17 protein-coding genes, 1 tRNA gene and 1 pseudogene are annotated in these 21,436 nt (G+C 59.2%); 10 read left to right on the plus strand and 9 right to left on the minus strand.

Annotated elements, in window-relative coordinates; all coding sequences use genetic code 11:
• Positions 1 to 53: 53 nt before the first annotated feature.
• Both SLH49_RS15370 and SLH49_RS15375 read right to left on the minus strand, forming a co-directional pair.
• Positions 54 to 419: pseudogene (locus SLH49_RS15370) on the minus strand (Arm DNA-binding domain-containing protein); the annotation flags it as partial.
• A gap of 228 nt (positions 420 to 647) precedes the next feature.
• Positions 648 to 734 (minus strand) — tRNA-Leu (locus SLH49_RS15375).
• Positions 735 to 887: 153 nt separating this feature from the next.
• Here SLH49_RS15375 and SLH49_RS15380 point away from each other — a divergent pair.
• A complete protein-coding gene (locus SLH49_RS15380) occupies positions 888 to 1,868 on the plus strand; it encodes a complex I NDUFA9 subunit family protein (protein WP_320270045.1) in 981 nt (326 codons plus the stop codon).
• On the opposite strand, the gene SLH49_RS15385 is transcribed toward SLH49_RS15380, so the two are convergent.
• Positions 1,865 to 2,668 carry an undecaprenyl-diphosphate phosphatase gene (locus tag SLH49_RS15385; protein WP_320270046.1) on the minus strand — a complete coding sequence of 268 codons (804 nt, stop codon included), beginning with the start codon at positions 2,666 to 2,668 and terminating at the stop codon, positions 1,865 to 1,867. The genes SLH49_RS15380 and SLH49_RS15385 overlap by 4 nt on opposite strands.
• A 219-nt stretch (positions 2,669 to 2,887) precedes the next feature.
• On the opposite strand from SLH49_RS15385, the gene SLH49_RS15390 reads away from it, so the two are divergent.
• The 8 genes from SLH49_RS15390 to SLH49_RS15425 all read left to right on the plus strand — a co-directional run bounded on the left by SLH49_RS15390 (position 2,888) and on the right by SLH49_RS15425 (position 14,160).
• Positions 2,888 to 4,315 (plus strand): NAD(P)-dependent oxidoreductase, encoded by a 1,428-nt coding sequence (locus tag SLH49_RS15390; protein ID WP_320270047.1) that lies wholly within the window; start codon positions 2,888 to 2,890, stop codon positions 4,313 to 4,315.
• 47 nt (positions 4,316 to 4,362) lie between these two features.
• Positions 4,363 to 5,034 carry a hypothetical protein gene (locus tag SLH49_RS15395; RefSeq protein WP_320270048.1) on the plus strand — a complete coding sequence of 224 codons (672 nt, stop codon included), beginning with the start codon at positions 4,363 to 4,365 and terminating at the stop codon, positions 5,032 to 5,034.
• On the plus strand, positions 5,031 to 5,741 hold the full coding sequence (locus SLH49_RS15400) for a hypothetical protein (RefSeq protein WP_320270049.1): 711 nt from the start codon (positions 5,031 to 5,033) through the stop codon (positions 5,739 to 5,741). Before SLH49_RS15395 ends, SLH49_RS15400 begins: the two co-directional genes overlap by 4 nt.
• A complete protein-coding gene (gene gltB / locus SLH49_RS15405; protein ID WP_320270050.1) occupies positions 5,728 to 10,260 on the plus strand; it encodes a glutamate synthase large subunit in 4,533 nt (1,510 codons plus the stop codon). The genes SLH49_RS15400 and gltB overlap by 14 nt, the downstream gene beginning before the upstream one ends.
• Before the next feature lie 81 nt (positions 10,261 to 10,341).
• Positions 10,342 to 11,103 carry a monofunctional biosynthetic peptidoglycan transglycosylase gene (mtgA, locus tag SLH49_RS15410; RefSeq protein ID WP_320270051.1) on the plus strand — a complete coding sequence of 254 codons (762 nt, stop codon included), beginning with the start codon at positions 10,342 to 10,344 and terminating at the stop codon, positions 11,101 to 11,103.
• Between the two features lie 130 nt (positions 11,104 to 11,233).
• The gene (locus SLH49_RS15415; protein ID WP_320270052.1) at positions 11,234 to 11,899 is read left to right on the plus strand and encodes a glutathione S-transferase family protein; all 666 of its coding nucleotides are present in this window, start codon (positions 11,234 to 11,236) and stop codon (positions 11,897 to 11,899) included.
• A 48-nt stretch (positions 11,900 to 11,947) separates the two neighbouring features.
• Entirely contained in the window at positions 11,948 to 12,997 is a 1,050-nt protein-coding gene (gene queG, locus SLH49_RS15420) for a tRNA epoxyqueuosine(34) reductase QueG (RefSeq protein WP_320270053.1), read from the plus strand.
• A complete protein-coding gene (locus SLH49_RS15425) occupies positions 12,994 to 14,160 on the plus strand; it encodes a PQQ-dependent sugar dehydrogenase (RefSeq protein WP_320270054.1) in 1,167 nt (388 codons plus the stop codon). Before queG ends, SLH49_RS15425 begins: the two co-directional genes overlap by 4 nt.
• Before the next feature lie 3 nt (positions 14,161 to 14,163).
• On the opposite strand, the gene SLH49_RS15430 is transcribed toward SLH49_RS15425, so the two are convergent.
• The 3 genes from SLH49_RS15430 to SLH49_RS15440 form a co-directional block, all read right to left on the minus strand.
• Positions 14,164 to 14,943, minus strand: a complete 780-nt coding sequence (locus tag SLH49_RS15430; protein WP_320270055.1) for an ATP-binding cassette domain-containing protein — start codon at positions 14,941 to 14,943, stop codon at positions 14,164 to 14,166.
• A 1-nt stretch (position 14,944) separates the two neighbouring features.
• Positions 14,945 to 16,057 carry an ABC transporter permease gene (locus SLH49_RS15435; RefSeq protein ID WP_320270056.1) on the minus strand — a complete coding sequence of 371 codons (1,113 nt, stop codon included), beginning with the start codon at positions 16,055 to 16,057 and terminating at the stop codon, positions 14,945 to 14,947.
• Between the two features lie 70 nt (positions 16,058 to 16,127).
• Positions 16,128 to 17,078, minus strand: a complete 951-nt coding sequence (locus SLH49_RS15440; protein ID WP_320239139.1) for a sugar ABC transporter substrate-binding protein — start codon at positions 17,076 to 17,078, stop codon at positions 16,128 to 16,130.
• Positions 17,079 to 17,263: 185 nt separating this feature from the next.
• Between SLH49_RS15440 and SLH49_RS15445 the strand changes: the two genes are divergently transcribed.
• Positions 17,264 to 18,268, plus strand: a complete 1,005-nt coding sequence (locus tag SLH49_RS15445; RefSeq protein WP_320270057.1) for a LacI family DNA-binding transcriptional regulator — start codon at positions 17,264 to 17,266, stop codon at positions 18,266 to 18,268.
• Here the strand turns inward: SLH49_RS15445 and SLH49_RS15450 are convergent.
• The 3 genes from SLH49_RS15450 to SLH49_RS15460 are packed head-to-tail and all read right to left on the minus strand — an operon-like array spanning position 18,261 to position 21,431.
• Entirely contained in the window at positions 18,261 to 19,415 is a 1,155-nt protein-coding gene (locus SLH49_RS15450) for a Gfo/Idh/MocA family oxidoreductase (RefSeq protein ID WP_320270058.1), read from the minus strand. The genes SLH49_RS15445 and SLH49_RS15450 overlap by 8 nt on opposite strands.
• An 18-nt stretch (positions 19,416 to 19,433) precedes the next feature.
• Positions 19,434 to 20,324 (minus strand): sugar phosphate isomerase/epimerase family protein, encoded by an 891-nt coding sequence (locus SLH49_RS15455; protein ID WP_320270059.1) that lies wholly within the window; start codon positions 20,322 to 20,324, stop codon positions 19,434 to 19,436.
• Between the two features lie 9 nt (positions 20,325 to 20,333).
• Positions 20,334 to 21,431 carry a Gfo/Idh/MocA family oxidoreductase gene (locus SLH49_RS15460; RefSeq protein ID WP_320270060.1) on the minus strand — a complete coding sequence of 366 codons (1,098 nt, stop codon included), beginning with the start codon at positions 21,429 to 21,431 and terminating at the stop codon, positions 20,334 to 20,336.
• Between the last annotated feature and the right edge of the window lie 5 nt (positions 21,432 to 21,436).

The following is a 21,436-nucleotide window of genomic DNA, read 5'->3' on the forward strand; positions in this document are numbered from 1 at the left end:
CTTTGGCTTGATCTACTGGGCTTCGAGATCGGTATCACGCGCTCAGCGGTGAGTTATAAATCGACCCTGAGTAGCGCGGTTTGGGCGTTTGCGAGATCATCAATGTGCCAGCGCTTCTTGCGCAAGGTGGCGTCAGCTAGCCCGCAATCAACCAAGTTGTCATAGTACTCATTCGCGACTTCCTTGAAGGTCATACGTGCCTTCACATGGGTGTCGATAGCATCAAGCTTCTTCTGAACGGAGGGGTCCTGGCCGTCTGCCAGCAGCCGCTTCGCATCGTCACGCTTTGTTCGCGCTTCGGCGAGAGAAACGATGGGATACTGTCCCACGCTAAGAATCTTCTCTTTGGCCATGAACCGATAGCGAAACTGCCACGACTTGGTGCCGCTAGACCTCACCAACGGAAACAGCCACAAACCATCACTTAGTCTGTATGGCTTATCTCATTGTTTTGCTTTGCGAATCTTAAGGTCACTAAGGGGCATACTGGGTACGGGATCCAAAAAAGCGAAATTTGCCGTTCTGTACCCAGCTGTGTACCCAAGATTGGGGGAGATTGCCCGGGTACGGACGGTCAGCTATGTTCAACTGATAACGCAAAAAACCCCTTATTTTCAATGCCTTTGAGCATCTATGTTCGGGAGAAATGGTGCCCAGGAGAGGACTCGAACCTCCACGTCCATACGGACACCAGCACCTGAAGCTGGCGCGTCTACCAATTCCGCCACCTGGGCAGGTCACGTGAAGGCTGGCTTTAAGGGCGGTTCATCTCGCTGTCAATGCGATTCCCGCGTCAAATCCGAGCGCTAGTGCAAAAGCCGGGCTTTGCGCCTTGTCTGACCCAAGGTGCAGCGATAAACCAAGCGCAGTATCGAACGAGGCTTCTCATGTCCCAGCTTGTCACCATTTTTGGCGGTTCCGGTTTTGTCGGGCGCTATATTGCCCGCCGCATGGCGAAGGAAGGCTGGCGCGTCAGGGTCGCAGTGCGCAATGTGAATGAGGCGATGTTCGTGCGGCCCTACGGCGTTGTTGGGCAGGTGGAGCCTGTTTTTTGCAACATTCGCGACGATGCGAGTGTTGCTGCCGTGACCGATGGGGCGGATGCAGTGGTCAATTGTGTTGGCGTGCTGGACGAGGTGGGCAAGAACACCTTCTCCGCCGTACAAGCTGAAGGGGCCGAGCGGATCGCGCGGGTTGCGGCGTCCTTGGGCGTGGGGCGGATGGTGCATGTCTCGGCTATCGGTGCAGATGCGCAGGCGGCGAGCCAATATTCCCGCACCAAGGCGGCAGGCGAGGCAGGGGTGGTGCAGCATATGCCGAGTGCTGTTATTCTGCGCCCCTCCATCATTTTTGGCCCGGAAGATCAGTTTTTTAACCGTTTTGCTGCGATGAGCCGCCTTGGCCCCATCCTACCCGTTGTTGGGGCGAATACGCGTTTTCAGCCCGTCTTTGTCGATGATGTGGCAGCAGCTGCGGTCAAAGGCGTTCTGGGTAAGGTTGAGGGCGGTATTTACGAACTCGGCGGGCCAGATGTGAACAGTTTCCGGGAATTGATGCAGCAAATGCTGGTGATCATTCGCAGGCGGCGTCTGATCATGAATATCCCGTTCTGGGCGGCGCGGATGATGGCGGCAGGTTTTACTTTAGCGCGCGCGCTGTCGCTTGGACTGATCCGCGGGCCGGTGACCGCTGACCAGGTGCGCAATCTTGCGGTGGATAATGTCGTGTCCGCCGAGGCGAAGGGACTTGAAGACCTGGGCATTTGCACCACTGCGATGGAGGCGGTGCTGCCGGATTATCTGTGGCGATTCCGGCCTTCGGGCCAATATGACGCGATCAAGGAATCGGCCAAGAACCTCAAGGCCTAGGTGTAGGCGATCCACAAAAGCACGATGCCCAGCGCGACACGGTAGATCACATAAGGCGTGAAGCTGACCGTTTTGAGCAGCCGCATCATCAGTGTCAGGGCCAGCAAGGCAGCCGCGCAGGACATAACGATCACAAGGGCGATATCGCGTATGGCGCTTGCATCGGCGGTGCCCGCGACGTCGATGCCGATCAGGGTTCCGGAGGCGATGATCGTTGGGATCGACATCAGCATTGCCAGACGCGCGGCATCGCTGCGTGTATAGCCCAGCATGCGGCCTGCTGTGATCGTGATGCCGGACCGCGAGGTGCCGGGGATCAGGGCGATGGCCTGCCAGACGCCCATCTGCAGCGCGTCTTTCAGGGTCCATTTTTCCGCCGTTTTCATGGTCGGTCCGGTCTGGTCGGCCCAGTAAAGGATGATGCCGAAGATGATCATAGTCCAGCCGATCAGGGCGATGCCACGCATCTGGTCGGCGAGGCCGGTGAGCTGGAGAAACAAACCGAAAAGGATCACGGGCACGGTCGCGATGATGAGGCAGAGTGCGAGGAATGCATCCTGGTTATCGACCTTGCCGCGGATGAGGCGCAGGAAACCTGCGACGGCGCGTTTTACGTCCGACCAGAAATAGGCGATCACGGCGATCAAGGTGCCCACATGGGCCGCCACATCGATGATCTGGCCCTGATCTTCGAACCCAGATAGATTCGGCAATAGGATCAGGTGGCCGGAGGAGGAAACCGGCAAAAACTCGGTCAGGCCCTGGATCAATGCGATCAGAAGAAGATTGAAAGTGGACATGCTGGCCGCTTGGTTGATTCGCTTCCCGCAACCTAAACCGTTGAGATTCAGGGGGAAGAGGGGATATAGGTCACGAACCGGTCCTAATTATTAAGGATTTATGACAGTCAGACGGGTTGTCGATTTCAGTTTTTGCTATATAGGTCAGTAATACTGCCTTTTCATTTGCCGATGTGCGTTTTAAAAGGCGGCTCGCTTTGAATTTCGGGAGGAGTCCACATGGCTGGCCAGAAGATGCTCAAGTTTACGGCTGTGGAACGGGAAATGCCCGAGAAGCGCCCTCCAAACTTGCGCAAAGAAGACTTTGGTGAGATTTACGCAGAGTACGCCCGCGAGAAGGCTGCCGAGCAGGCAAGCCGTTGCAGTCAATGTGGCGTGCCCTATTGCCAGACCCATTGCCCGCTGCACAATAATATTCCGGACTGGCTGCGCCTGACCGCCGAAGGGCGGTTGGAAGAGGCTTATGAGGTCAGTCAGGCGACGAACACCTTCCCCGAAATCTGCGGACGCATCTGCCCGCAGGATCGCCTCTGCGAAGGCAATTGCGTGATCGAGCAATCGGGGCATGGCACGGTCACGATTGGTTCGGTCGAGAAGTACATTACCGACACCGCGTTTGAGAAAGGCTGGGTCAAACCCATCCGCCCGCATGCGGAACGCGGCGAAAGCGTCGGCATCATCGGCGCTGGTCCGGGGGGCCTCGCTGCTGCGGATATGCTGCGCCGTCAGGGCGTGCAGGTGACCGTTTATGACCGCTATGATCGCGGGGGCGGGCTGCTGACCTATGGCATCCCCGGTTTCAAGTTGGAAAAGGATGTGGTCATGCAGCGCATGGCGCAGCTTGAGGATGGCGGCGTGCAGTTCGTGCTGAACTGCAATGTGGGTGAGGACCTGTCGTTCGACGCCATTCGCGGCAAGCATGATGCGGTGCTGATAGCCACGGGGGTCTACAAGACCCGTGATTTGCCCGGCGCGAATGCGGATGGGATTGTGAATGCGATTGATTATCTGACCGCCAGCAATCGCAAGAGCTTTGGCGACGATGTGCCGGAATTTGATAGCGGTGAGTTGAACGCCGAGGGCAAGCGCGTGGTTGTCATTGGTGGCGGCGACACGGCGATGGATTGCGTCCGTACCGCCGTGCGTCAGGGTGCGACCAGCGTAAAGTGCTTATACCGCCGCGACCGGGCCAACATGCCCGGATCGCAGCGCGAGGTGCAGAATGCCGAGGAGGAGGGCGTTGAATTCGTCTGGCTTTCTGCACCTCTTGGTTTTGAAGGTGATGCCGTTACTGGCGTGAAAGTGCAAAAGATGCGCCTCGGTGCGCCTGACGCCACGGGCCGGCAAGCGCCAGAGGTCATCGAGGGCTCCGACTATGTCGAAGGCGCTGATCTGGTGATCAAAGCGCTTGGTTTTGAGCCGGAGGAGCTGCCGAAGCTGTGGGGCGTGGACGGGCTGGACGTGACCCGTTGGGGCACGATCAAGGCGGATTTCAACACGGGTGCCACAAGTCTGGAAGGCGTCTATGCTGCCGGTGACATCGTACGTGGCGCATCTTTGGTCGTCTGGGCGATCCGGGACGGGCGCGATGCCGCGACGGCAATGTTGGAATATCTCGGACAAGCGGTGACGGTCGCCGCCGAGTAAACCGACCTCTCAAGCTACGTCAATAAAACTGACCTACAGGTGAAGATATGATCAAACCTCTGACGATCCTCGGCGCGCTTATCCTCGCCACGCCGGTTGCGGCACAGCAGAGTTTTTCCGCACCCGAGGGCTGTGAGGCCAAGCTGACCGTGCAGCACAAGGGCTGCGTTCTGGTCAATGTCTGGACCTGTGAGGCTGACGATCCCGGCGATCAATGGCTGGCCGTTTTTGGACAGGGTGGCCTGTTCAGCGTTCAGAAAGTGGATCGCGAGTTCCAGTGGGTCGAGGCCTACAAGATCAGCGGTAATGAACGGCTGCAGATGCCTGCCGACGATCCGGCATCACTGACTGAATTATTCGCGGCACAGGTCGATACCTGGGATTTCACGCTTGAGACGGAAGAAGGGATCGAGCGCAATGTCGGCTTCGATATGCTGACCGGTGAAACGATCGAGATCGATGGCGAGACGCTCTTGCGTACCGAGTATACCGGCCAGACCCTTGATGGTGACGGCAATGTGCTCGACGACGGCAGCGGGCGGCAATTCGTCAGTGAACGCCATCGCCTGTTCTTTTTCGGCGAAAGCTGGAGCGCAGATAGCCCCAATGACGTGATCGACATGTCGCCGGTCGAGTTCATTTATCCAGACGAAACCGGCTTCTTCTCCGACCAGCCGAAATATGAATGCAACCTGTTGGACGCGGGGTATCGCCCATGAGATATGCCGCGATCCTCATCTGTCTGGCGGGTCCCGCCGTGGCCCAATCGGGCGGCAGTACGGTTGAACTGCCGACCGGCTGCAACGCTTACCTGACCGTGCAAAGCGAAAGCTGCAGCGTTGATCACCACTTTACCTGCGAAGGAGACCCTGCAGGTCATCAGCGCCGCGTCAGTATGGATGAACGTGGGCTGACCTACGTAGGCGAGATCGATGCCGAAACCCAGTGGATCAACAGTTTCCAGGTGCTCAGCGGGCACCGCGAACGGCTGGAAAGCAGCCCGGTGGAGCCTGCCTCGCTATCGGACCTGATTGAATACGGGGTGGATGACTACGATTTCCGCACCCTGTCTGCCGAGATCGGAGAAACACGATACGTCGGGCAAGACACCCTCACAGGTCGGCAGATCACCATTGACGGTGTGACGCTGGACGAGACGACTTATGACATCACCGCCTATGACGAGGCCGGGAATGAGGTCTGGTCGGCCCAAGGCAACGAATTCATCAGTCGCGATTGGCGGATGTTCCTGTCTGGCACGGGCACAATCACAACCCCCGAGGGCAGCTTTGACCGCACAGACCGCCCAGTCGAATTTATCTTCCCCGGCGAACCCGGCTTTCTGAGCGCGAACCCCAAACATGGCTGCGGCGTGGCAATTTCGTCCGCTGATTTTTTGAAGGAGAACCATCATGACCATCTATGATCAATCCTGGGTCGCAGCAGAGGAAGCAAAGCGTCAGTGGATGGCGGAAAACGGTCTTTACCGCGATGAGGATGAACACGCCTCTTGCGGGGTTGGTCTTGTCGTGGCGATTGATGGGACGCCGTCGAGGGATGTCGTGGAAAAAGGCATCGACGCGCTCAAGGCCGTCTGGCACCGGGGTGCAGTGGATGCGGATGGTAAGACGGGGGATGGTGCCGGTATTCACGTGCAAATCCCCGTGCCGTTCTTTTACGACCAAATCCTGCGGACCGGGCATGAGCCGGATGAGGGCAAGCTGATCGCTGTTGGTCAGGTGTTCCTGCCGCGCACAGATTTCGGCGCGCAAGAGCATTGCCGCACGATTGTTGAGGCCGAAGTGCTGCGCATGGGTCATTACATCTATGGCTGGCGGCATGTGCCCGTGAACAACGATTGTCTAGGTGAAAAGGCCAACGCGACCCGTCCGGAGATCGAACAAATCCTGATCCGCTGTGAAAAGGAGATGGATGAGGAAGCGTTTGAGCGTGAGCTTTACATCATCCGCCGCCGGATTGAGAAAGCAGCGGGTGCGGCAGGGATCGGAGGGATGTATGTCTGCTCACTGTCCTGCCGGTCGATCATCTACAAAGGGATGATGCTGGCCGAACAGGTGGCGGAGTTCTATCCCGACCTGACGGACTTGCGGTTTGAGAGCGCCTTTGCGATCTACCACCAGCGCTACTCCACCAACACCTTCCCGCAATGGTCGCTGGCGCAGCCGTTCCGCATGCTGGCCCATAATGGTGAGATCAACACGCTGAAGGGCAATGTGAACTGGATGCGGAGCCATGAGATCCGCATGGCCTCCAGCGCCTTTGGCGATAAGGCCGAGGATATCAAGCCGATCATTCCGTCAGGCGCGTCGGATTCGTCGGCCTTGGACTCGGTCTTTGAGGTACTGGTGCGCGCGGGCCGCAGTGCGCCCATGGCCAAAACGATGATGGTGCCAGAGGCGTGGTCAAAGCAGGCGGTGGAGATGCCGCAAGCCTGGCAGGACATGTACTCCTATTGCAACGCGGTGATGGAGCCGTGGGACGGTCCAGCCGCGCTCGCCATGACCGATGGCCGCTGGGTGTGCGGCGGTCTCGACCGGAACGGGTTGCGCCCGTTGCGCTATGTGGTGACCGGGGATGGTCTACTGGTCGCAGGGTCTGAAGTGGGCATGGTCCAGGTGGATGAAGCAACTGTCGTGGAGAAGGGCGCGCTTGGCCCCGGCCAGATGATCGCGGTGGATATGAAAAAGGGCAAGCTGTTCCACGACACCGAAATCAAGGACAAGCTGGCAGCGGCGCTGCCCTTCGGCGAATGGGTCGGCAAGGTCGTGGCGCTGAACGACCAGTTGCGCGACATTCCCGAAGTGGCGATGCATGAGGGCGAAGAGCTGCGCAAGCGACAGGTGGCTGCGGGTTACAGCATTGAAGAGCTGGAACAGGTCCTTGCGCCGATGGCCGAGGATGGCAAAGAGATGATCGCGTCGATGGGGGATGACACGCCGTCCGCGGTGCTGTCCAAGACCTATCGCCCGCTGTCGCATTTCTTCCGTCAGAACTTCAGCCAGGTGACTAACCCGCCGATTGATAGCTTGCGGGAAAGCCGGGTGATGTCGCTGAAAACGCGGTTCGGGAACCTCAAGAATGTGCTTGATGAGGATTCCTCGCAGACCGAAATCCTCGTGCTCGACAGCCCGTTTGTCGGCAATGCTGAGTTTGACGAGATGGTTCGCCATTTCGGCGACCGCGTTGCGATCATCGACTGTACCTTTGCCCCCGGACCGGGCGCGCTGAGCGCTGGTTTGGCCCGCATTCGGGAAGAGGCGGAGGATGCCGTCCGGTCAGGTGCTGGCCATCTGGTCCTGACGGATGAGAACCAGTCGGCCACGAAGATCGGGATGCCAATGATCCTCGCCACATCTGCGGTGCATTCCGGGCTAACCAAGCAGGGCTTGCGGACTTTCTGTTCGATGGCTGTGCGGTCCGCAGAATGCATCGACCCGCATTACTTTGCCGTGCTGATCGGCTGTGGTGCGACGACGGTGAACGCGTATCTCGCGCAGGACTCGATTGCGGATCGTGTGCGGCGTGGCCTGATCGACGGCTCCCTGACCGATGCGATGCGCCGTTACCGTGCTGCGATTGATGCGGGGCTGCTCAAGATCATGTCGAAGATGGGGATTTCCGTCCTGTCATCCTATCGCGGTGGTCTGAATTTTGAGGCTGTGGGGCTGTCCCGCGCCATGGTCGCGGAATACTTCCCCGGCATGCATTCCCGCATTTCCGGCATCGGCGTCAGCGGCATTCAGGCGAAGCTGGAAGAAGTGCACGCGAAGGGCTGGAAAGGTGGGTCGGATATTCTGCCCATCGGCGGTTTCTACAAAGCCCGCCGGTCTGGCGAAAAGCACGCCTGGGAAGCGCAGACCATGCATATGATGCAGGCGGCCTGCAACAATGCGTCGTATGCTTTGTGGCAGCAGTATTCCAAGTCGATGCAATCGAACCCGCCGATCCATTTGCGCGATCTCTTGGCGATCAAGCCGTTGGGCAAGCCGGTGCCGATTGAAGAGGTGGAGAGCATCACCGCGATCCGCAAGCGGTTCGTGACACCGGGCATGTCGCTTGGGGCGCTGTCGCCCGAGGCGCATAAGACGCTGAACGTTGCGATGAACCGGATTGGTGCAAAGTCAGACAGTGGCGAAGGCGGCGAAGACCCGGCGCATTTCAACCCTGAACCGAACGGTGACAATCCATCGGCGAAGATCAAGCAGGTCGCCTCTGGCCGCTTTGGGGTGACGGCGGAATACCTCAACGCTTGCGAGGAGTTGGAGATCAAGGTTGCACAGGGTGCGAAGCCCGGCGAAGGTGGTCAGCTGCCGGGGATGAAGGTCACCGACCTCATCGCGCGGCTGCGGCATTCGACCAAGGGCGTGACGCTGATCTCGCCACCACCGCATCACGATATCTACTCCATCGAGGATCTGGCGCAGCTGATCTATGACCTGAAACAGATCAACCCGCGCTGTAAGGTGACGGTGAAGCTGGTGTCCAGTTCAGGTGTTGGAACGATCGCAGCGGGGGTCGCGAAGGCCAAAGCAGATGTTATTTTGATCTCTGGCCATAATGGCGGGACAGGTGCATCGCCCGCGACCTCGATCAAATATGCGGGCCTGCCGTGGGAGATGGGCCTGACCGAGGCGCATCAGGTTCTGGCGATGAACAATCTGCGCGAACGCATCACTTTGCGGACCGATGGCGGCCTACGTACCGGTCGTGACATCGTCATGGCCGCGATGATGGGGGCCGAGGAATACGGCATCGGCACCGCCGCGCTGATCGCGATGGGCTGTATCATGGTGCGTCAGTGCCAATCGAATACCTGCCCGGTCGGTGTCTGTACGCAGGATGAAAAGCTGCGTGAGAAGTTCACCGGGAATGCCGATAAGGTGGTGAACCTGATCACGTTCTATGCAACTGAGGTGCGTGAAATCCTCGCCTCGATTGGCGCGCGGTCGTTGGATGATGTGATTGGGCGTGCCGATCTGCTAACGCAGGTGTCGCGTGGCTCGGCTCATCTAGACGATTTGGACCTGAACCCGCTTCTGATCACGGTCGATGGTGCCTCAAGCATCACTTATGACCGCAACAAGCCGCGCAATCCGGTGGACGATACGCTCGATGCGCAGATCGTGAAGGATGCCGCGCGCTTCCTCAACGATGGCGAGAAGATGCAACTTGATTATGCGGTGCAGAACACGCTGCGGACCATCGGGACGCGGACGTCGAGCTATATCGTGAAGAATTTCGGGATGCGCAACGCGTTGCAGCCCGATCATCTGACGGTGAAGCTGCGCGGCTCTGCAGGGCAGTCGCTGGGTGCCTTTGCCGCGCCGGGGCTGAAGCTGGAAGTCTCTGGCGATGCCAATGACTATGTTGGCAAGGGCCTGTCAGGTGGCACGATTGTCGTCCGGCCACCAATGGTCAGCCCGCTGGTGGCGGCTGAGAATACGATCATCGGGAATACGGTCCTATATGGCGCGACGTCCGGGTACCTCTTCGCGTCGGGTCGCGCGGGTGAGCGGTTTGCGGTGCGCAACTCTGGCGCGCATGTCGTGATCGAAGGCTGCGGGACCAATGGGTGTGAATACATGACCGGCGGTGTTGCGGTGATCCTCGGCTCAGTTGGTGCCAACTTTGGCGCGGGCATGACCGGTGGTATGGCGTATCTTTATGATCCGGAGGGGACATCCGCCCCGCTGATCAACATGGAAACGCTTGTGACTAACCCGGTCACTGTCGATCATTGGCATGATCAGCTCAAAAGCCTGATCGAGCGGCATCTGGAGGAAACGGGCAGCCGGAAGGCCGCTGACATTCTGCAGCATTGGGACCTTGAGAAAGGCAACTTCCTGCAGATTTGCCCGAAAGAGATGCTGGTGCATCTGCCGCATCCGTTGAGCGTTGAGGATACGGCGATCCCGGCTGAGTAAAGGCAACGCCCTCGCGTAAAAATTGCGCGAGGGCGTTGCGCGTTCTTGACCCGTTAACACTGCCCGTGGCTTATGGGGCCGATGGCAGAGCGTAGCACAGCGAAGAAGAAACCGGCCCGAAAGCCGGCCGCCAAGAAGCGCAGCAGCAAAAAGCAACGTCCCGGATTGATTACGCGGATGTGGCTTTCGCTGAAGCGTCTGTTTTGGGGTGCGATTTTTGCGGTGGCGGGGTTTGTTTTACTTGTCACGCTGATCTACGCGCTGATAGCACCACCGACGACGCCCTATATGGTGTCCGAAAGCCGCCGTCTGGGCGGTGTGACCTATGATTGGGTGCCGATGGATGAGATCGCACCGGTCATGGCGCGCTCTGCCGTGGCTGCGGAGGACGCGAACTTTTGCCTGCATTGGGGGCTGGATGTGAAAGCGATCCGTGAGGCGGTGGATCGCGGGCGCGGCGGGGCTTCCACAATCTCCCAGCAGGTCGTCAAGAACGTGTATCTGTGGCATGGCCGGTCCTGGACTCGTAAGGCGATTGAGGCGCTCTGGACACCGCTGACCGAGGCGGCGTGGAGCAAACGGCGGATATTGGAGCTGTATCTGAACATCGCGGAGTTTGATGAGGGAGTTTTTGGCGTGCAGGCAGCCTCACGGCATTACTTCGGGGTAGATGCGGCGGATTTGACGCCGACGCAGGCGGCCCGGCTGGCGGCGATCCTGCCGTCGCCGAAGAACCGGTCTGCCGCGAACCCCAGCAATTTCACCCGCAATCGGGCGGCTGCGATCATGAGCGGGGCTGCGACCATTGCGGCAGACGGGCGGGCGGATTGTTTTGAGGTCTGAGCCTGCGGTGCGGCAAATTTTTTGAAAAAATTTGGCGGCTCTGCGACGGCATGCCATTGCGCATCCGGCCTTGCCCCATTGATCCGCCTGCCCCGATACGGCATGAGAGAGTAAAAGCTGTGAGCCGTCGATGAACACTTTGTACCATTACCCCCTCTCGCCATTTTCGCGCAAAGTGCGCCTCTGCATGGCTGAAAAGAAGATCGAGGTTGGTCTGGTCGAAGAGCGGTATTGGGAACAGGATCCGGATTTTCTGCGGCGGAACCCGGCGGGGAAAGTGCCTGTGCTGAAAATGGGCAGCCGCACGATGTCGGATAGCACGGCGATCTGTGAGTACCTTGAAGAGACGCATCCCAACCCGCCGCTATTGCCTAAGAATGCCGAAAGCCGCTGCGAAGCGCGGCGTCTGGTGGGGTGGTTTGATGACAAGTTTTATCACGAAGTCACCACCAAGCTCACGGGCGAGCGGGTGTTTCGCAAGGTGATGGGCACGGGCTATCCTGACAGCACGAATGTCAAGGCGGGGGCAAAGGCGATCAAGTACCACCTTGATTATATGGCCTATCTTTTGGAGGGGCGCCGTTGGTTGGCCGGGAATGATATGACATTCGCGGACTTTTCTGCCGCTGCTCAATTGTCCTGCCTTGATTACACCAGCGATGTGGACTGGAACCGGCATGAGGCGGTCAAGGACTGGTATGCGAAGATCAAATCGCGCCCGGCGTTCCGGTCAATCCTGGCTGATGAGGTGCCGGGGTTCCAACCAGCGGCGCATTATGCCGATCTGGATTTTTAGGGGGTTTCACCCCCGTCCCTGCGGGACTCCCCCAAGGTATTTGGGAACATGAGAAGTGAGGGTGTGAAGGCAGAGCTGATCTCGTTCGCGCATGAGGCGGGATTTGCCAAAGTGGGTGTCTGCCGACCCGATGCGGTGCCGGAGATTGCGGCGCGCCTTGCGGCTTTTGTGGATGCGGGGTTTCACGGGCAGATGGGCTGGATGGCGGAGCGCATGGCATGGCGCGGTGATCCGGCGGCACTTTGGCCCGAAGCGCGGTCGGTGATCATGCTGGCGGAGCCGTATACCCCCGATCATGATCCGCTGGAGGTCTTGGAACACGGGGATCGTGCCGCGATCAGCGTTTATGCGCAGAACCGGGACTATCATGACATCGTCAAGAAGCGCCTCAAACGCGTCGGGCGGCGGTTGATCGATCAGGTGCCGGGGGCGGAGATCAAGGTTTTTGTCGACACCGCCCCGGTCATGGAAAAACCGCTGGCCCAGGCCGCAGGACTCGGCTGGCAGGGCAAGCACACCAACTTGCTGGGCCGCGATCTGGGCAATTGGTTCTTTCTGGGGGCGATTTTTACGACGGTGGAATTGCCGCCGGATACGCCTGAAGAGGAGCATTGCGGCACCTGCACCGCCTGTCTGGATATCTGTCCCACGGATGCCTTTCCCGCGCCTTACAGGTTGGATGCGCGCCGTTGCATTTCGTACCTGACGATTGAGCATAAAGGCCCCGTGGACGAATGTTTGCGCGCTAGGATGGGCAACCGGATTTATGGCTGCGATGATTGTCTAGCGGTTTGCCCCTGGAACAAGTTTGCCGTGCAGGCGCGTGACTTGCGTTATTCAGCCCGCGACGACCTGCGCGCCCCGCCTTTAGTAGAACTGGCCACGCTCGATGATACCGGCTTTCGGGCGAAATTCGCGGGATCACCGATCAAGCGGATCGGTCGGGACCGCTTCGTCAGGAATGTCTGCTACGCGCTGGGGAATAGCGGTGATGCGTCGTCTCTCGCCACTTTGTCACCATTGCTTGATGACCCGGACGCGGCAGTGGCCGATGCGGCCCGCTGGGCTATCTTGCGCATCAAGGAGGTGTCGTCATGATCCGAATCCTAACTGCCGGTGCAATCATCGTGTCTTTGGCCGTGTTCGCCTATGGTCAGGTGCAGCAGGGCCGCCCGAATGCCGGGTTTTCGCCCGCCTTTGCAGCGCAGACACGGGCGCCCGCTTTACCTGCGACACCGGTCTCGGTCAGCGTCTTCGCGGATGATCTGGAAAATCCGTGGGGCATCGCCCCGCTGGGCGGCGGTCAGTTTCTTGTCACTGAGCGACCGGGCCGTATGCGGGTGATCAACGCTGATGGCACGCTGAGCGCAGCTTTGCCCGGCTTGCCTGAGATCGCGGCGCAGGGTCAGGGCGGCCTTTTGGATGTCGCGGTATCCCCGGGCTTTGCACAGAATCGGACGATCTACTGGACTTATTCAAAGTCCGTGCGCGGCGGGCTGGTGACAGCAGCGGCGCGGGGCACATTGAGCCAGAACGGTCAGATCACAGATGTCACAGATATCTTTGTGCAGGACAATCCGGCGCGGAATGGGCGGCATTTTGGCAGCCGGATCATTCCAATGGATGACGGAACATTATGGATTACCACGGGTGACCGCGGTGCCGGCGATAGTGGCACGCTGGTGCAGGACCCGGAGACGACACATGGCAAGGTGATCCGCGTCAATGCCGATGGGTCGGTGCCGTCAGACAACCCCTTTGTCGGACGCGCGGGCAATGATCTGGTCTGGTCATCCGGGCATCGCAACATTCAGGGGGCTGCTATCGGGCCCGGTGGATTATGGACAATTGAGCATGGGCCACGCGGCGGGGATGAGTTGAACCAGCCGCAGGCGGGGCTGAACTATGGCTGGCCGATTGTCAGCTACGGGATCAATTACCGGGGAAGTGATATCGGTCAGGGGATCGCACGGGCGGAAGGCTTTGAAGAACCTGTCTATTATTGGGACCCCGTGATCGCGCCCGGTGGGATGATGTTCTACGACGGCCCTTACGCCGATTGGCAGGGTGATCTGTTGATTGCATCGCTGAACCCAGGCGCGCTTGTCCGGCTGAAGATGCAAAACGGCAGCGTGGTCGGGGAAGAGCGTTTGCTGACGGATGTAGGCCGCGTGCGGGATGTTGAGGTTCTGGAGGACGGTAGCGTTCTGATCCTGACGGATTCCGGGCGTGGGCAGGTCTTGCGAGTCACGCCCGGATAAAGGTTAGACGGTACCGCCGAGCGAGCCTTCGAGGTCTGCAAGCTCCTGCCCGCCGGCCATCATGTCCTGCAGCTCTTCCGGGGCAATCTCACCTTTTTGGGCGGTGCCAAACGTTTTGCCGCGATTGAGCACCGTGAACCGGTCACCTACGGCCATCGCGTGCCGCACATTATGGGTTATAAAGACCACGGCGATACCCTGCTTGCGCACCTTGTCCACAGTCGCCAAAACATTCGCGGTCTGGCGAACACCCAGCGCCGAAGTTGGCTCATCGAGGATCAGCACCTTTGCTCCAAAATGCACGGCACGGGCAATGGCGACCGTCTGACGCTCTCCGCCAGAGAGCGTGCCGACCGCCTGATCGGGGCCGCGCAGGTTGATACCCATCTGCCGCATCTCGGCCATCGTGATCTCATTGGCATAGTCGTGGTCGAAGAACGGGATGCCAAAGCGTTTCCTGACCGGCTCATTGCCCATAAAGAAGTTCCGGCTGACCGACATCAGCGGGATCATAGCTAGGTGCTGGTGCACAGTGGCAATCCCGGCTGAGATTGCATCGCGCGGATCGGCAAAATCCAGTGGCGCGCCTTCAAAAATGATCTCGCCCCTCGTGGGTTTGTGCACCCCGGACATTGTTTTGATGAAGGTCGACTTTCCAGCACCGTTATCCCCAAGCAGGCAATGGCATTCGCCGGGGAAGATGTCGACCGACACGCCGGCCAGAGCAATAACGGAGCCGAAATGCTTTTCGATGTTCTTCATCTGGATAATAGGGTCGGCCATCTCAGCGCTCCCCCGTGATGATGCGGCGGATATAAGTGTTCAGAATTACCGCGAAGAGCAGGATGACCCCCAGAAACACCCGAAACAGTGAGCTTTCCACGCCGGCAAAGAACAGGCCCTGCTGCACCACGCCAAAGATCAACGCGCCAAGTGCGGCCCCGATGACGGAGCCATAACCTCCAGTTAGAAGCGCACCGCCGATGACAACGGCAATGATCGCCTCGAATTCCTTCAAAAGACCGCGATCCGCCCCGGCAGAGCCGAACTCCATCACCTGACAGACCGCGAGAACGGTCGCGCAGAACGCGGTGAACATGAACATCAGGATCTTGACGCGATTGACCGGAACACCGGAGTTGCGCGCGGCATCCGCGTCGCCGCCAGCGGCAAAGATCCAGTTGCCAAAGCGTGTGCGCGTGAGCAGCACATGGCCAAAGATGATCAGGACGATGGCCCAGACGATCAGCATTGGCACGCCATCCACCACCGGCTGGCCCGCGCGGGAGCCGCGTTCAAAAACCGCGATCACACCGGCATCGCCCAACCACTGGAAGATGGGCTGACCGATCTTGCCTCCAAAGATCCAGGCGAGCCAATCGCCCTCAGCCGCGTCGCGAATGCCGCCTATGATGGTTTTGTTCTCGACCGTTTGCGGGATGTAGATGGTGAAGCCACGTAGGATGAACAGAAATGCCAGCGTGACGATAAAGCTGGGCAAGCCCGTGCGCACGACGATCCAGCCGTTCAGCGCGCCAAGGGTCACGCAGATCGCAAAAGTGACTATGATCGCCATCCACATCGGCCAGGCCAGAACCACACCGAAAACAGCAATCATCATGCCCGCAAAGCCGATCATCGAACCGACCGACAGGTCAAACTCGCCCGCGATCATCAAAAGGCAGGCGCCCACGGCGATGATCATGAATTGCGCCGACACGGTCGACCAGTTCATGATGCCCTGCGCATTGAACATCCCGCTGTCGAGCGCAAAGAGCAGGAAAAGCGTAAAGACTGCAACGGTCCCGACAATACCGCCCAGTTCGGGCCTGATCAGGGCGCGGCGCAGGGGCGAGATGTCCTTGATCCGCTCGTCAATTTGCGAGGTCTCAGCCATCTTGGGACTCCTGATTTAGTCGCGCAAGCCGGCCCCTGAAGTTCAAGGGCCGCCCTTTGCTTTCAAGCGCTTAGCGGTACTCGCCGGCGAATTCCTCAACCTTGGCCAAGGCGTCCTTGGTGACAAAGCCGGGGCCAGAGTTGATGTTGTTGCCGGGCAGCACACCGTAGCGGTCCCAATTGGCAAGGATCACAACGGGCATGTAAGCCTGCAGGAATGGCTGCTGGTCGATGCCCCAGTTGATGATGTCAGCTTTGATGCCGCGCACGATTTCTTCGCCAAGGTCAAAGGTACCAAAATGAATGTCACCGGCCATCCCGTTTTCTTCAAGCGCGGCAATCGTCGGGTCTGCCGAGACGGGGCCGAGCGTCAGGATACCGTCGGTTTCGGGGTTCGCTGACAGGTAGGCCAGCACCTTGTTCTTGATTTCTGCCGGGTCGGTGCCGCTATCCATCATGGCATTGCCCAACTCGACACCAAGCGCATCGGCGTATCCACGGCAGCGTTCACCCACGGTTGGCTGTTGAATAGCGTGGTTCACGCAAAGGAAGCTCGTCACACCTTCAGACTTTGCGCGCAAACCGGCGGCATAGCCGGCATCATATTCAGGTTGACCCACATACATCAGGGCACCCACTTCGCGGGCCTGCTCTGGTGTGCCGGTGTTCATGATGATCACATCAATGCCCTGGTCCACGGCTGCGGTGATTGGCCCTTTGAGCACGTCAAAGTCGGCGAGGGTCGTGATGATCCCGTCAGGATTTGATGCGGTCGCCTGTTCGATAATGCGGGCCATATCGGCAATGTCACCAGTTGGTGGATTGCGATACTCCACCTCTGCCCCCACTTGCTCACCCGCCAGAGCGATCCCGTTCTTGATCGTGTTCCACCAGCTATCGCTGTCCGGCGCATGGCTGACAAGAATATAGGTTTCACCCTCGGCAGCGGCGCTTGTTGCGGTCAGCGCAGGTGCCGCAACAACTGTTGCCGCAACCATCAGGCTTTTCATCAATGATGACATGGTCTTCCTCCCAAAGAATTCCGTTCGTATTGGCAAAGGCGGTCGTTGCGCCTTCCGTTGAGCAGCAAAGCATGAACCTCATCATTTTGCAACCGGTTGCAAAAGAATCTGATCAATCGGATACTGCAAAGAACCGCAAGGTGCGATATCTAGATAAGGTTCAGAATAGGAACTGCCCCAAACCCATGGCCGCTACGCTTAAAGATGTTGCCGCACGCGCAGGCGTTTCACGGTCTGCCGTCTCGCGGACATTTACCGACGGCGCGTCCGTTTCGGGCAAGATGCGGCGCAAGGTGGAAAAGGCGGCGGCAGAGCTTGGGTACAGTCCAAACGTCCTTGCCCGGAGCCTGACAACGCGGCGCACCAAGCTGATCGGCCTGATTTCAAACAACTTTCATAACCCGATCTTTCTGGAAGTGTTCGATCTCTTTACCCGAAAGCTACAGGAAAGCGGCTTACGTCCGCTGCTAGTCAACCTTTCTGATGAAACGGATCCCGAAAACTCCGTGCGGATGCTCAGGCAATATTCGGTTGATGGTGTGGTCGTCGCCTCTTCAACCCTGCCGCCGGGCTTCTCAAAGGCTTTTCGGGATGCGGGTATGCCGGTCGTGAACAGTTTTGGCCGGTACTCATCCGCGCCGCAAGTCCATGTCGTTGGCATCGACAACCGCGAATGTGGCCGCATGGCCGCCCGCGCGCTGGTTGAGCGCGGCTATAAGAACGTGGCGTTTCTGGGCGGCCCCGAATCGGCCACGTCCACGCAGGACCGGTTTGCCGGGTTTCAGGATGAATTGGCAAAACGTCCCGATATTGTCGTCTCACACTCTTTTGCCACGGCCTATTCCTTTGACGCGGGCCGGGCCGAGATGCAGCGTCTTTTGGCAAGCGACCCGCGGACCGAGGCGTATTTTTGTGGTGATGACGTCTTGTCCATCGGCGTGCTGAGCGCGGTTCAGGATGCAGGACTACATGTACCCGATGATGTGGGGCTGATCGGCCTGAACGATATGGAAATGGCCGGGTGGCAGAACATCAACCTGACGACCATCCGCCAGCCCATTGCTCAGATCATCAACTCCTCTGTCGAGTTAATGGTCGCCATGCTGGACGAGCCTGATCGCTATCCCGAAGCGCGGTTGTTTCCCTGCGAGGTGGTTGAGCGCGGGACGTTGCGCCCTTTGCCTATCTGAACATCGGCGGGCGGGCATCAAACCATGCGCCATCCGCCTTGCCCGATTCCGCGACTGCATAAACCGCAGCCATCGACCGCAACCCATCCTCGGCGCGCGGGTAAAGGTTGGCGGCCGGATCCATCACCCGACCCTCTTTCCGGGCGCTGATGGCCTCGGCCAGGTCGGTGTAGATATTGGCAAAGGCCAGCGGCATGCCCTCGGCATGGCCGATGGTTACGCGGGTGGTCCGATCCGCCTCTGGTGAGAGGTTCGCCTCACCCCGTTCGATGATCTGCAACCGCGCGTTCAGCGGCATATAGTAAAGCTGATTGGGGTGTTCCTGGCTCCAGCGCAACCCGCCGGTTTCGCCAAAAACCTGGATCGTCAGCCCGTGCTGCCGCCCGATGGCGATGGAAGAGGTCCAGAGCCGTCCGACCGCGCCGCCATCCATGCGGAAGTTGACCATCGCGTCGTCTTCAAGCGTCCGCACATCGATGCAAGATACTGTATCTGCTGATAATTTCTCAACCTCCTGCCCGGTGACAAAGCTCGCCATATGCAGCGCATGGATGCCGCAATCGGCGAACTGAGCCGAGATCCCGGCCTGCGCGGGGTCGTAGCGCCAACGGACGCGCGGGTTGTCGGCATCTGTTGCGTCAGCGTGATGCCCATGGGCAAACTCCGCCTTCACCAGACGGACCCTGCCGATATCGCCGCGCGCGATCATCGCCTTCATGTGGCGCACCAGCGAATAGCCCGTGTAGCCATAGTTCACCGCACAGATATTGCCGGTCTTCTTGGCGATTTCGACGATCTCTTCACCTTCCTCAACGGTCATGGTCATCGGCTTTTCACAAAGCACGTGAAACCCGTTTTCCAGAAAGGCCTTGGTGATCTCGAAGTGGGTCGCATTAGGGGTGGCTACCGTGACCAGATCGACCCTGTTATCGCGCTTTTTCTCGGCCTCCAGCATCTCTTCCCAGCCGCCATAGGCGCGGTCGCCAAGGCCAAGCCTTTGCCCATAATCGATGCCGTATTCAGGGCGGTGGTCGAGCGCCCCGGCGCTAAATTCAAAGAGCCCATCAAGCCGCGCACCCAAGCGATGCGCCGGTCCTATCTGGCTGCCTTCACCACCGCCAATCATGCCCCATTTGAGCTGTATCATCGCATCCTCCCTTGTGCCTTAGAACCCGATGCTTTCCAGATACTGCCGGTTCGCCCGCGCGTCTTCCAGCGGGGTGCCGGGCAGGGATGGGTCACAATCCTGTTCGACCGTGCACCAGCCTTCAAAACCCGCATCCAGCAGCACCTGCCTCACAGCGGGGAAATCCACATCCCCTTGCCCCAGATTGCAGAAAATCCCCTGTCCGCAGGCGGTGTAGAAATCCGTGCGGCTAGCGACGGCGTCGGCCTTAATGATTGGGTCGATATCCTTGAAATGCATGTAGCTGATCCGGTCGACATGCCGCTTCATGAAAGCAACCGGATCATAGCCCGCATAGGAATGATGGCCGGTGTCAAAGCAGATTTTCAGGATGCTTTCATCCACTTCATCCAGCAGCCGTTCGAGTTCCGGCTCGAAATCGAGGAAGCCCGCCGCATGGGCATGCACGCCGACGGTCAGCCCGTATTCTTCCGCCCCCATTTTCGCAATTGTCGCGATCCGATCGCGGAAAGCGGACCATTCAGCCGCGTCCATCTGCTCGGCCTCATCAGCGCGACCGGCGGTAGGTGCCCGGCGGGGTGAAATACTGTCGATCAGCACCAGATGCTTCGCGCCATGGGCCACCAGTGCCTTACAAGTCCGCACTGAGGCATCCATGACATCGTCCCACATGGCTGGATCGTGGAGGGCGCGGAAAATGACACCGCCGATGATGGACAGGTCATGTTTGTCCAGTTCGGCACGCAGCACGGCGGGGTCCTCGGGCATATAGCCGATGGGGCCCAGTTCGATGCCCTTATAGCCCGCCTCAGCACATTGCTGCAGCACCGATTGCCAGGCGGGATAAGCCGGGTCAGAGGCGAATTCGATACCCCAGGAACAGGGCGCGTTACCGATTTGGATGGTCATATGTGTCCTTTAGAAATCGCTGACATTGCGCCAGGCTTTTGCGGCGGATGAGGCATCCGCGGCGGCGATGATCTGATTGACTACCAGCCCGTCACGGAAGGTGGGCCAGACGTTCTCTCCGGTCTCAATCGCGCGCAGGAAATCCCGCGCTTCGATGATGATCTGGTCTTGATAGCCGGTGCCGTGACCGGGGCCCTGACAGAAGGGCTGATAGTCGGGATGGGCAGGACCGGTCAGGACCTTGGTAAAGCCGCGCTGCGCCTCTGGCCCCGTAGCTTTGTAAAGATGCAGTGCATTCTGGTCTTCCCCGTCAAAGCGGATCGCACCCTTCGTGCCTGTGATTTCATAGGCATAGCCCATCTTGCGCCCGGTCGCGACGCGACTGGCATAGATCGACCCCAGCACGCCGCTTTCAAACCGGACGAGCATATGCGCGTGATCGTCATTGGTGACCTGGCCGCCGGGTCGCTCTGGATGGACAGTTTCGATTTCGGCCAGAAGGCAGTGGATTGGGCCCATCAGGCGCAAGGCGCAGTTGATGGGATGCGGGGCAAGATCGCCCATCGTGCCGTTCGCCGCACCCGCAGTACGCCAGCTTGTCGGGGTCTGCGGATCGGCAAGGAAATCCTCGGTATGTTCGCCGCGAAAGCCGGTGATCTCGCCGATCTCACCGGACTGTATCAGCTGATAGGCGTATTGGCTGGCGGGCGTGCGTATATAGTTGAAGCCGACCATGTTGATATGGCCCTCGGCGGCGGCAACCATGGCGCGGCCGTCGGCCACATCCTGGCCGAGAGGCTTTTCACAGAAGACCGGTTTACCCAGGGCGAAGGCTTCTTCGGCCACGCGGCGGTGCGTGTGCTGGGGACTGGCGATCACGATGGCCTCGACATGCGGATCATTCACCAGCGCCTGCCAGTCATCAGTGGCGCGGGCGAAACCATAGGCGGCGCGGTACTTCTCTGCGGAGGCGGCGCTGGTCGCGCAGACCATCTCCAACCGAGGGCGCAGTGTGGTATTGAAGACGGCACCGACAGCGGACATGGCGACAGCATGGGCCTTGCCCATGTAGCCGCCGCCCACGATTCCGATGCCGATCTCGGCCATTCAAA

It is taken from the genome of Cognatiyoonia sp. IB215446 (assembly GCF_033963825.1).
Lineage (GTDB): Bacteria > Pseudomonadota > Alphaproteobacteria > Rhodobacterales > Rhodobacteraceae > Yoonia.

Coding starts and splice junctions, on each gene's coding strand:
- SLH49_RS15380 (WP_320270045.1), top strand. CDS start 888: ATGTCCCAGCTTGTCACCATTTTTGGCGGTTCCGGTTTTGTCGGGCGC.
- SLH49_RS15385 (WP_320270046.1), bottom strand. CDS start 2,668: ATGTCCACTTTCAATCTTCTTCTGATCGCATTGATCCAGGGCCTGACC.
- SLH49_RS15390 (WP_320270047.1), top strand. CDS start 2,888: ATGGCTGGCCAGAAGATGCTCAAGTTTACGGCTGTGGAACGGGAAATG.
- SLH49_RS15395 (WP_320270048.1), top strand. CDS start 4,363: ATGATCAAACCTCTGACGATCCTCGGCGCGCTTATCCTCGCCACGCCG.
- SLH49_RS15400 (WP_320270049.1), top strand. CDS start 5,031: ATGAGATATGCCGCGATCCTCATCTGTCTGGCGGGTCCCGCCGTGGCC.
- gltB (WP_320270050.1), top strand. CDS start 5,728: ATGACCATCTATGATCAATCCTGGGTCGCAGCAGAGGAAGCAAAGCGT.
- mtgA (WP_320270051.1), top strand. CDS start 10,342: ATGGCAGAGCGTAGCACAGCGAAGAAGAAACCGGCCCGAAAGCCGGCC.
- SLH49_RS15415 (WP_320270052.1), top strand. CDS start 11,234: ATGAACACTTTGTACCATTACCCCCTCTCGCCATTTTCGCGCAAAGTG.
- queG (WP_320270053.1), top strand. CDS start 11,948: ATGAGAAGTGAGGGTGTGAAGGCAGAGCTGATCTCGTTCGCGCATGAG.
- SLH49_RS15425 (WP_320270054.1), top strand. CDS start 12,994: ATGATCCGAATCCTAACTGCCGGTGCAATCATCGTGTCTTTGGCCGTG.
- SLH49_RS15430 (WP_320270055.1), bottom strand. CDS start 14,943: ATGGCCGACCCTATTATCCAGATGAAGAACATCGAAAAGCATTTCGGC.
- SLH49_RS15435 (WP_320270056.1), bottom strand. CDS start 16,057: ATGGCTGAGACCTCGCAAATTGACGAGCGGATCAAGGACATCTCGCCC.
- SLH49_RS15440 (WP_320239139.1), bottom strand. CDS start 17,078: ATGTCATCATTGATGAAAAGCCTGATGGTTGCGGCAACAGTTGTTGCG.
- SLH49_RS15445 (WP_320270057.1), top strand. CDS start 17,264: ATGGCCGCTACGCTTAAAGATGTTGCCGCACGCGCAGGCGTTTCACGG.
- SLH49_RS15450 (WP_320270058.1), bottom strand. CDS start 19,415: ATGATACAGCTCAAATGGGGCATGATTGGCGGTGGTGAAGGCAGCCAG.
- SLH49_RS15455 (WP_320270059.1), bottom strand. CDS start 20,324: ATGACCATCCAAATCGGTAACGCGCCCTGTTCCTGGGGTATCGAATTC.
- SLH49_RS15460 (WP_320270060.1), bottom strand. CDS start 21,431: ATGGCCGAGATCGGCATCGGAATCGTGGGCGGCGGCTACATGGGCAAG.